Source organism: Brevundimonas sp. (assembly GCF_035561115.1).
Lineage (GTDB): Bacteria > Pseudomonadota > Alphaproteobacteria > Caulobacterales > Caulobacteraceae > Brevundimonas.
The window spans coordinates 1-9760 of the sequence record NZ_DATMYH010000001.1 but is presented as its reverse complement, the minus strand read 5'-3'; the positions used below and the strand labels follow the sequence as shown (position 1 = coordinate 9760).

Genomic DNA, 9760 nt, shown 5'->3' with positions numbered 1-9760 from the left:
GCCGTGTTCAGCGTCGACGTCGAGGGGCTCGTCGGAGCCGGAATCGCCGTTCGTGCGGCCGGCGCCGTCGCGGCGCGCGGAGCGGTCGGCGTCGTCGCCCGACGGGCGGGAGCCGGAGCGGCGGCGCGGCGAACCGGCGCGGCCTGACGCAGGGCGGGAGCGGGGGCGGGAGCGGGAACCGGAGCGGCCTGCACCGGAGCCGGCGTCGAGGCGGCGGTCACGGGCGCGGCGGCCTCCGCCAGCGGCGTAGCGGCGACGACCGGGGCGGTCGCGGCGGGTTCCGCCAGCGGCGCGACGGTTTCCTCGCCGCCCTGCATGGCCATATAGCCGAGACCGCCCAGAACCAGCACGCCGACGGGCGCCAGGATCATCCAGGTCTTGATCTTTCCGCCGCTCCGGCGCGCAGCCTTGCCGCGACGGGCGTAGACGGGAACGAAAGGCTCTTCGGTCGCGCCGTCGGGGCGCGGGCCCAGGCCCATACGGTCGCCGAGCGGGTTGACCTCGGTGCGGTCGCCGTACGGTTTCAGCGGGTCGGCAGGATAAGTCACGGACATGTCTGTTCCTCCAAATCGATGGACAAGGAACAGTCATGCGAGACCGCGGTTCCGCGATCTTGTTGAAGCCGTGAAGAAACACCGTTGTCGCCACAATTGCGGCGACAACGGCGAAGCTGTTCGGTCGACGCTTTACTTGGCGTTACGGCGTCAGAAGTTGTTGAGTTCAGAGATCGACAGGACCGCAGGCTGCGGATCGCCGCTCGAATAGGTGCCGACCCAGATTTCATACCGCCCGCCTTGCGATGCGAGGGTGATCAGCGGGTTGTTGTCCTCGCCCGTGTCGTCGTCGCAGTACCATTCGCCGTTCGGGCCGTTGACCACCAGGGTGGTGTCGGCCTTGGACAGAACCGAAATCTTCAGGTTCAGCGAGCCCTTGCCGCTCCAGTTCAGCCGGAAGTCCGGAGCGCGGGTAATATAGCCCGAGCAGCCGCTGCCGGCGGCCGTCGCGCTGACGTCCCCGCCGGCCCGCAGGCTGACCAGGTGCGGATCGGGCGTGAAGCCCGGGGCCAGGGTGATGTCGCCGTAGTTGGGCTCGGCGTTGTAGTCCTGCGCCGAGACGGCGCCCGCGAGGGCCAGGGCGCATGCCGTGGCGGCGATCAGAAGTCGCATTGGTTCAGTCCCCCGGGGCCTTTCCGCGATCCCGACGCCGCAAACCCCTGTTTGCCGATTAAGCCCAAGCTTCCGCCAATCTTCAAGCGTCCGTCTCGATTCGACACGCCGGCCCTGCGTCACCGCCGCATCGGCGCCACGCCTTCCCGCAAAGCAGCATGCAGCCGGTCTCAATTGCCGATCAGAATCCCCTGCCGGTTGACCGCGGCGAACGGCTTGTTCATCACCGGAGGGGCGGCGGACAAGGGAGTGGATACGGCGATGGGTCTCGTGGCGAACATCAAGCGCAACATGCGTTTCGCCAAGGGGCTGCGACGGCTGCTGAACCGCATCAAGCCCATCGCCCTGGACAGCGCCGACCTCGTCTGCGACGACTGGGAAGAGGCCGTCGACAAATACGCCGAACACGTCGCCATCGAGGACGACCGCCGCAGCCTGACCTATCGCGAGCTGGACGCCATGGCCAACCGGTTCGGCCACTGGGCCCAGAGCCGGCGGCTCAAGCGCGGCGACACCATCGCCCTGGTGATGCTGAACCGGGCCGAATACATCGCCGCCTGGCTGGGCTTCTCCAAGGTCGGGGTCGCCACGGCCCTGATCAACACCAATCTGACCGGCCACGCCCTGGCCCACTGCCTGTCGATCTCCAACGCCTCCCAGGTCGTCACCGACGAGGACTGCTGGAAACGTGTCGAGGACGCGCGCGGTCTGTCGGGCCGCAACCTGATGCTCTGGGTGCTGGGGCTGAAGGACGAGGACGAGGCCGACGAACGGCGCGGCCTCGACAAGCCGGTGCGCAGCGGCTCGTCGGTGCGGCCGGCGCGCTCGGCCCGGTCGGGCCTGACCAACCGCGATACCGCGATGTTCATCTACACATCGGGCACCACGGGCATGCCCAAGGCGGCGCGGATCACCCACGCCCGCGCCCGCACCTATATGCGCGCCTTCGCCGGGGCCACGGCCGCGACCGACAAGGACGTGACCTTCAACGTCCTGCCGCTGTATCATTCGACCGGCGGCTTGGTCGGGGTCGGCCCCGCCCTGCTGAACGGCGGCCGGCTGGTGCTGCGCAAACGGTTCTCGGCCACGAATTTCTGGCCGGACGTGAAAGCCTCGGGCGCGACCCTGTTCGTCTACATCGGGGAGCTGTGCCGCTACCTGGTCAACTGCCCGGAGAACCCGGACGAACGGTCGCACAAGCTTCGACTCGCCTTCGGCAACGGCCTGCGGCCCGACGTCTGGACCGATTTCCAGAAGCGGTTCGCCATCCCGGACATCCTGGAATTCTACGGCTCGACCGAGGGCAACGTCTCGGTGTTCAATTTCGACGGCAAGCCGGGGGCCATCGGCCGGGTGCCGGGCTTCCTCAAGAAGCAGATCAATTTCCGCCTCGTGCGGTTCGACATGGAGACCGAGGAGCCGGTGCGCGGACCCGATGGCCTGTGCCAGCTGGCGAAGCCGGGCGAGGTCGGCGAGGCCCTGGGCATGATCGGCGACGACATCCGCCACGCCTTCTCGGGCTATGCCGACAAGGCGGCGTCCGAGAAGAAGATCCTGCGCGACGTCTTCGTACGCGGCGACCGCTGGTTCCGGACCGGCGACCTGATGAAGCAGGACAGCGAAGGCTATGTCTATTTCATCGACCGCATCGGCGACACCTACCGCTGGAAGGGCGAGAACGTCTCGACCGCCGAGGTCGAGCAGCGGCTGGCCGACGCCCCCGGCGTCAGGGAAGTGATCGCCTATGGCGTTCCGGTGCCCGGCCACGAGGGCAAGGCGGGCATGGTCGCCCTGGTCGTCGACGGCCGTTTCGCGGCCCGGCCCTTCGCCGACTGGGTCGACCAGGAACTGCCCGTCTACGCCCGCCCGGCCTTCGTGCGGCTGATCAAGTCGGCCGACACCACCGGCACCTTCAAATACAGGAAGACCGATCTGGTGGCCGACGGCTTCGATCCCGACAAGGTCGACGGCGCCCTGTATGTGCGCGGCGGCAAGAGTGGCTACACCAGGCTCAGCGACGCTGCACGGCAGGCGATCCTGAAGGGCGAGACACGACTTTAGGGTTAGCCGCCCCTTAATCATTAATGGCGATGGTCGGCGTCTCTCGCGCACGCAGGACGTAACGCCCTTCCATGTTCCAGATTATCGGCATCGTGCTGTTGTTCGGCCTCGTGTTCGGCAGCTACATCATCTCGGGCGGCAAGTTCGAGGTGATCCTTCACGCCTTGCCGCATGAGATGATGGCCATCGGCGGCGCCGGCCTGGCCGCCTTCCTGATCTCGAACAGCACGACGACGATGAAGGCCACCCTGGGCGGCCTCGGCAAGGCCTTCGCGGGCCCGAAGTGGAAGAGGCAGGACTACAAGGATCTGCTGTCCCTGCTGTTCCAGCTGACCAAGACGATGAAGTCCAAGGGCGTCATCGCCCTGGAAAGCCACATCGAGAAGCCGGCCGAGAGCACCATCTTCCAGAAATACCCCAAGGTGCTGAAGGACCATTTCGCCACGGACTTCATCTGCGACACCCTGCGGATGATGACCATGAACCTCGAGGATCCCCACCAGATCGAGGACGCCATGGAAAAGCAGCTGGAGAAGCACCACCACGAAGCGCTGGACGCTCCCCACGCCCTGACCGCCCTGGCGGACGCCCTGCCCGCCCTGGGCATCGTCGCGGCCGTGCTGGGGGTGATCAAGACCATGGGTTCGATCACCGAACCGCCGGAAATCCTCGGCGGCATGATCGGCGGGGCCCTGGTCGGCACCTTCCTCGGCGTCTTCCTCGCCTATGGCCTCGTCGGCCCCATCGCCTCGCGGCTGAAGGCCATCATCGACGAGGAATCGGCCTTCTACAAAATCATCCAGTCGGTTCTGGTCGCCCACCTGCACGGCAATGCGGCGCAGATCTCGGTCGAGATCGGGCGCGGCGACATTCCCTCCTCGGCCCAGCCCTCCTTCCTGGAAATGGAAGAGTCCCTCTCGGGCGCGCCGGCCGAGGCCTAGCCTCCGGCCCGACGGAACGCCTCCCGGGCGGCGGCGAAGCGCGAGGGCACCAGACCCCGCAACGACATCTGGCCGGACTGCTTCAGCCCGACTTCCAGCCCCTTGCTCCACGCCACCGTGCACTCGATGGCCATGCCGCGGGCCAGGTCGATGACGATGACGGTTCCGGTCAGGGCGAAGCCGCGGTCCAGCCGGACGCGCAGCCCCGCGCCGGACTGGTCCACGATCAGGCAGGGCAGCTCCAGCCCCGGCGCGACGACGATCCCCCGTGCATTGGCGGGGTGTCGCGGTTCGAAGCGGCGATCAGGCGGCTGTTGCGTCATGCGGGTATAGAGCCGGGTCGGCGGTGGCGATCAAGCGGCACGACCACGTCCGCCTTGACGCCGCCGTCCAGCATTCGCCGCGTCACGCGTTCGAAATACTGGATGAAGTCCGCCAGCCGCCGGCGCTCCTCATCGGGAAGGTCCCTCAGGCGTACATCCAGCAGATCCGCCTCCTGCTGGCTGCGCCAGTCCAGAACGACCTCGAACCCCGGCGCCTTCAGAAAGACGACCGCGTCGAACTGCGCGACGAACCCGGCATAGGGACCGGCGACGAAGCCGTTGACGGCCCGTCGCCACGACCCGTCGGCGTCCCTGTCGCTCTCGAGCGCATTAACAGGGACGGCGAGGGCCGCCTCGTCCTCAGGCAGCGCTCCCAGACACCAGGCGTCGATCAGGATGGCGGAAGGGCGGCCCTCGAAAATGCGCCAGTCCCGGATGGGTCGGCGGTCGTCCGCGCGTTTGTCGAAGTCGGGGATCAGAACCTTGTCGTCGGGCCGGGCCGTGCTCAAGGCCTTGATCAGCCGGTTCAGCAACCGGAGATCGTGCGTTCCCGGCGGCCCGCGCGTCAGGAACAGCGGATGCACATCCTCCGCCATCGCCTCGCGCCGCGCCCGGGTCAGATAGACGTCGTCGATCGAGACCTGCACCCCGCCGAACCTTTCAGCGGCGGCGCGGGCGAGGGTGGTCTTTCCCGACCCCTGCGCCCCGACCACGGCGATCAGGGGCGGGCCGACCGCGGTCCGGGATCCTCTCGCGATCAGACGGCCGAGCAGGTCGATCAGCCGGGGGTCCGCCGGGCCCACGGCGCTGATCAGTGCTGGTTTTCGGGCAGGCGCACGATCAGTCCGTCCAGATCGTCCGAAACCCGGATCTGGCAGGACAGGCGGCTGTTCGGCTGGACGTTCTCGGCGAAGTCCAGCATCGACTCCTCCATCGCCGACGCCCGGCCCGTCTCGGCGGCGAAGGCCTCGTCGACATAGACGTGGCAGGTGGCGCAGGCGCAGGCCCCGCCGCAGTCGGCGTCGATGCCCGGGACGTTGTTGCGGATCGCCCCCTCCATGACGGAAAGGCCGTTCTTCACCTCGACCACATGCTCGCGGCCGTCGTGTTCAATGTAGGTGATCTTCGCCACTCAGGCGGCCGCTTCCGTCTTCTTGCGCGACGGGGACACCATCAGCTTCTTGGTCTTCGCGATCGCCTCGGCCGGGTTCAGCCCCTTGGGGCAGACCTGGGCGCAGTTCATGATGGTGTGGCAGCGATAGAGCTTGAACGGGTCCTCGAGGTCGTCGAGCCGCTTGTCCGTGGCGTCGTCGCGGCTGTCGGCGATCCAGCGATAGGACTGCAGGAGGGCCGCGGGCCCCAGATATTCCGTCTGGTTCCACCAGTAGCTCGGGCACGACGTCGAGCAGCAGGCGCACAGGATGCATTCGTACAGACCGTCCAGCTTGGCCCGGTCCTCGGGCAGCTGGATGCGCTCGGTCTCCGGATCCGGCTCGTCGGACTGGAGGTAGGGCTGGATCGAGTCGTACTGGGCGTAGAACAGGGTCAGGTCGGTAACCAGGTCCTTGACCACCGGCTGGTGCGGCAGGGGGGCGATGGAGATGGTCGAGGAGGAGCACTCCTCCCAGCCCTTGGTGCAGGCCAGGGTGTTACGCCCGTCGATGTTCATCGAGCACGAGCCGCAGATGCCCTCGCGGCACGAGCGGCGGAAGGTCAGGGTCGGATCGATCTCGTTCTTGATGTGGATGAGGGCGTCCAGCAGCATCGGGCCGTGGTCGTCGGCCGAGATCTCGAACACGTCCCAGCGCGGGTCGGCGTCGACCTCGGGGTCGTAGCGATAGACCTTGTAGGTCTTGACGTTCTTCGCGCCGGCCGGGGCCTTGTGGACCTTGCCGGTCGTGGGCTTGGAGCCCTTGGGGAGAGTCAGCTGGACCATCAGTACACCCGTGCCTTGGGCTCGATGTAGGCGATGTCGTCGGACATCGTGTAATTGTGCACCGGCCGGTAGTCGATCTTCACCGCGTCGCCGGGGACCTTCCAGGCGAGGGTGTGTTTCATCCACTCGACGTCGTTCCTGTCCGGATAGTCCTCGCGGGCGTGGGCGCCGCGGCTTTCGGTGCGGTTCAGGGCGCCCTCGATGGTGACCAGGGCCTGATCGATCAGGTTGTCGTATTCGAGGGTCTCGACCAGGTCGGTGTTCCAGATCAGGCCGCGGTCTGTGGTCCTGATGTCGTCGCCGGCGGCGTGGATGGCGCGCAGCTTGGCCACGCCCTCTTCCAGGGTCTTGCCGGTGCGGAAGACGGCGGCGTCGGACTGCATGGCGCGCTGCATGTCGATGCGCAGCTGGGCCGTCGGGGTCGAGCCGCTGGCGTACCGGAAGCGGTCCATCCGGGCCACATGGCCGTCGGTGGCCGAGGCCGGGGCGTCGGGCACCCCGGAGGCCTTGTCGACCACCTCGCCGCACCGCAGGCCGGCGGCGCGGCCGAACACGACCAGATCGGTCAGGCTGTTGGAGCCGAGGCGGTTGGCCCCGTGCACCGAGACGCAGGCCGCCTCGCCCACCGCCATCAGGCCGGGCACGACGCTGTCGGCGTCAGCCCCGACCTTGGTCAGGACCTCGCCGTGATAGTTCGTGGGGATGCCGCCCATGTTGTAGTGGACGGTCGGCAGGACCGGGATCGGCTGTTTCGTCACATCGACGCCCGCGAAGATCTTGGCGCTCTCGGAGATGCCCGGCAGGCGTTCATGCAGCACGGCCGGGTCGAGGTGGTCGAGGTGCAGGTGGATGTGGTCCTTGTTCGGACCCACGCCGCGGCCTTCGCGGATCTCGATGGTCATGGACCGGCTGACCATGTCGCGCGGGGCCAGGTCTTTCACCGTCGGCGCATAGCGCTCCATGAAGCGCTCGCCCTCGGAATTGGTCAGATAGCCGCCCTCGCCGCGGGCGCCCTCGGTGATCAGGCAGCCGGCGCCGTAGATGCCGGTCGGGTGGAACTGGACGAACTCCATGTCCTGCAGCGGCAGGCCGGCGCGCAGCACCATGGCGTTGCCGTCGCCGGTGCAGGTGTGGGCCGAGGTGGCCGAGAAATAGGCGCGGCCGTAACCGCCGGTGGCCAGGATCACCAGCTTGGCGCGGAAGCGGTGCATTGTGCCGTCGTCGAGCTTCAGCGCCGTCACGCCGGTGCAGGCCCCGTCCTGCATGATCAGGTCGAGGGCGAAATATTCGACGAAGAACTCGACCTCGCGGCGCACCGACTGGCCGTACAGGGTGTGCAGGATGGCGTGGCCGGTGCGGTCGGCGGCGGCGCAGGTGCGCTGCACCGGGCCCTCGCCGAAATTGCGCGTCATGCCGCCGAAGGCGCGCTGGTAGATCTTGCCTTCCTCGGTGCGCGAGAAGGGCACGCCCCAGTGCTCGAGCTCATAGACGGCCTTGGGCGCGTTGCGGACGAGGTATTCGATGGCGTCCTGGTCGCCCAACCAGTCCGACCCCTTGACGGTGTCGTACATGTGCCACTGCCAGCTGTCCTCGCCCATGTTGCCGAGCGAGGCGGAGATGCCGCCCTGGGCCGCGACGGTGTGCGAGCGGGTCGGGAAGACCTTGGTGACGCAGGCGACCTTGAGCCCCTGCTGGGCGGCGCCGAGGGCGGCGCGAAGGCCCGAGCCGCCCGCGCCCACGACGACGACATCATAGGCGTGATCGACGAATTCATAAGCAGCCATCAGCCGTCAGATCCCGAAACCGGCGGGCAGGGGCGCGGAGCCCAGCGCCAGCCGTACGATAAAGAAGACGCCCGCCGCCGCGATCACGAGGCAAAGCAGGCCGATCAGGCCCAGCAGCGCGGTGCGCGAGCCGGGCTTGTGGATGTAGTCGTCGACGATGACCTTGAGCCCCATCTGCATGTGCCAGACGCTGACCAGCAGGGTCACGGCCAGAAGCACCGCATTGACCGGGGAGGCGAACCAGGCCCGGGCTCCGTCATAGCCCCCGCCCGACAGGACGAAGCCGCTCCACAGACCCCAGAGGGTCAGGGGAACCAGGATCAGGGACGACAGCCGCTCGGCGGTCCATTCGCCGGCGCCGTGGCGCTCGGAAACCTTGACGCCCTTGACGAAGGCTTTTGTTTCGCGGCTCACAGCACGACCCTCCCCGAGGCGAACAGGACGGCCCAGAACGCCACCGCGCCGACGACGCCCAGGATGATGGAGCCCCACGACAGGGCGTCGGCCGTTTTGGGCGAGAGACCCACGGCCGCGTCCCAGACCAGGTGGCGCACGCCCCCGGTCAGGTGCAGGAACAGGGCCAGGGTCAGGCCGAACCAGACCAGCAGACCCAGGGGCGACCCCATCCAGCCGGTGAAGGTCGCATAGGCGTCCGGCCCGAAGGCGAGGGCCAGCAGCCACAGGGCGATCAGCACCGATCCGACCGACAGGGCCCCGCCCGTGAACCGGTTCAGGATCGAGGCGAACATGGTCACATGCCAGCGCCAGATCTGGAGATGGGGCGACAGGGGGCGGACGCGGCCGTTGGGCTGGACCACGAAACGGCCGGTCTGGTCGTCGCTCGGATCGTTGGAGGCGTCGCCCGGCAGGGGGGAGGTCGACATATTGCGAATGGTTCTCAGAAACCTGAGCAAAATCAGGCGCTCGAAATCGGTGATCAGGCTTTAGTCCAGCGGAGCGGCGGGGGTCAACGAAGCGTGAGCGCCGAGGGCGATCTCGACCTCATTTGGCTGGCGCCGGGCCCGTTTTCAGCCGGATGCGCGACACCGCGGCCTGCAACCCGTTCGCGCCGTAGGCCCGCGCCGCGCCGCGGCCCCAGACGGGATCAGGCCACAGCCCGTCGTCGTGGCGGCGTCCGACGACGTGCACATGCAACTGCGCCGTCACATTGCCCAGGGCGCCGACATTCAGCTTCTGCACCGGCCGGCCCGCAGCCTCGCCCAGCACCCGAACGGCCTCGCCGGCCCGGACGATCTCTTCCATCAGCGCCGTACGTTCCCCGGCCGCCAGATCCTCCAGTTCATGCAGACCGTCGCGGCGGGGGATCAGGATCAGCCAGGGAAAGCGCGCGTCGTCCTGAAGCCGCACCTGGCATAGCGGCCAGTCGCAGGCGACGACGGAGCCGGCGTCGAAGGCGGGATCGGCTTTGAAAGGAGCGGGCACAGTCCGGTTCAGTCCAATCCGTAGATGACGCAGGCCCGGTCCCGCAATTCCCGCAGCGGCGGCTGAAGGGCCAGCCGCGCCGCCTCGATCTGCGCTTCGGACGGAG

General features: G+C 67.8%; 12 protein-coding genes. 2 read left to right on the top strand and 10 right to left on the bottom strand.

Going from position 1 to position 9760, the window contains the following annotated elements; genetic code table 11:
* Positions 1 to 554 (bottom strand): hypothetical protein (locus VN378_RS00060; protein WP_325739763.1); only part of this gene is annotated, 554 nt, incomplete at its 3' end.
* Positions 555 to 704: 150 nt separating this feature from the next.
* Positions 705 to 1166, bottom strand: a complete 462-nt coding sequence (locus VN378_RS00055; protein WP_325739761.1) for a peptidase S1 — start codon at positions 1164 to 1166, stop codon at positions 705 to 707.
* A gap of 261 nt (positions 1167 to 1427) precedes the next feature.
* Here VN378_RS00055 and VN378_RS00050 point away from each other — a divergent pair, with 261 nt between their 5' ends.
* Both VN378_RS00050 and motA read left to right on the top strand, forming a co-directional pair.
* A complete protein-coding gene (locus tag VN378_RS00050; protein ID WP_325739759.1) occupies positions 1428 to 3227 on the top strand; it encodes a long-chain-acyl-CoA synthetase in 1800 nt (599 codons plus the stop codon).
* 71 nt (positions 3228 to 3298) lie between these two features.
* On the top strand, positions 3299 to 4168 hold the full coding sequence (motA, locus tag VN378_RS00045; protein ID WP_325739757.1) for a flagellar motor stator protein MotA: 870 nt from the start codon (positions 3299 to 3301) through the stop codon (positions 4166 to 4168).
* On the opposite strand, the gene VN378_RS00040 is transcribed toward motA, so the two are convergent.
* From VN378_RS00040 to VN378_RS00005, 8 genes are all read right to left on the bottom strand, one after another.
* Positions 4165 to 4491 (bottom strand): PilZ domain-containing protein, encoded by a 327-nt coding sequence (locus VN378_RS00040; RefSeq protein ID WP_325739755.1) that lies wholly within the window; start codon positions 4489 to 4491, stop codon positions 4165 to 4167. The genes motA and VN378_RS00040 overlap by 4 nt on opposite strands.
* Positions 4488 to 5294 carry a kinase gene (locus tag VN378_RS00035; protein ID WP_325739753.1) on the bottom strand — a complete coding sequence of 269 codons (807 nt, stop codon included), beginning with the start codon at positions 5292 to 5294 and terminating at the stop codon, positions 4488 to 4490. The genes VN378_RS00040 and VN378_RS00035 overlap by 4 nt, the downstream gene beginning before the upstream one ends.
* Before the next feature lie 8 nt (positions 5295 to 5302).
* Positions 5303 to 5623 carry a 2Fe-2S iron-sulfur cluster-binding protein gene (locus VN378_RS00030; RefSeq protein WP_291833500.1) on the bottom strand — a complete coding sequence of 107 codons (321 nt, stop codon included), beginning with the start codon at positions 5621 to 5623 and terminating at the stop codon, positions 5303 to 5305.
* A complete protein-coding gene (locus VN378_RS00025; RefSeq protein ID WP_325739751.1) occupies positions 5624 to 6427 on the bottom strand; it encodes a succinate dehydrogenase iron-sulfur subunit in 804 nt (267 codons plus the stop codon). It lies immediately after the preceding gene.
* Positions 6427 to 8211, bottom strand: coding sequence for a succinate dehydrogenase flavoprotein subunit (gene sdhA, locus VN378_RS00020; protein ID WP_325739749.1), 1785 nt, complete (start codon positions 8209 to 8211; stop codon positions 6427 to 6429). Before sdhA ends, VN378_RS00025 begins: the two co-directional genes overlap by 1 nt.
* 6 nt (positions 8212 to 8217) lie before the next feature.
* A complete protein-coding gene (gene sdhD, locus VN378_RS00015) occupies positions 8218 to 8625 on the bottom strand; it encodes a succinate dehydrogenase, hydrophobic membrane anchor protein (RefSeq protein ID WP_325739747.1) in 408 nt (135 codons plus the stop codon).
* The gene (gene sdhC, locus VN378_RS00010) at positions 8622 to 9095 is read right to left on the bottom strand and encodes a succinate dehydrogenase, cytochrome b556 subunit (protein ID WP_325739745.1); all 474 of its coding nucleotides are present in this window, start codon (positions 9093 to 9095) and stop codon (positions 8622 to 8624) included. The genes sdhD and sdhC overlap by 4 nt, the downstream gene beginning before the upstream one ends.
* 118 nt (positions 9096 to 9213) lie before the next feature.
* Positions 9214 to 9654, bottom strand: coding sequence for an HIT domain-containing protein (locus VN378_RS00005; RefSeq protein WP_325739743.1), 441 nt, complete (start codon positions 9652 to 9654; stop codon positions 9214 to 9216).
* Positions 9655 to 9760: the final 106 nt, after the last annotated feature.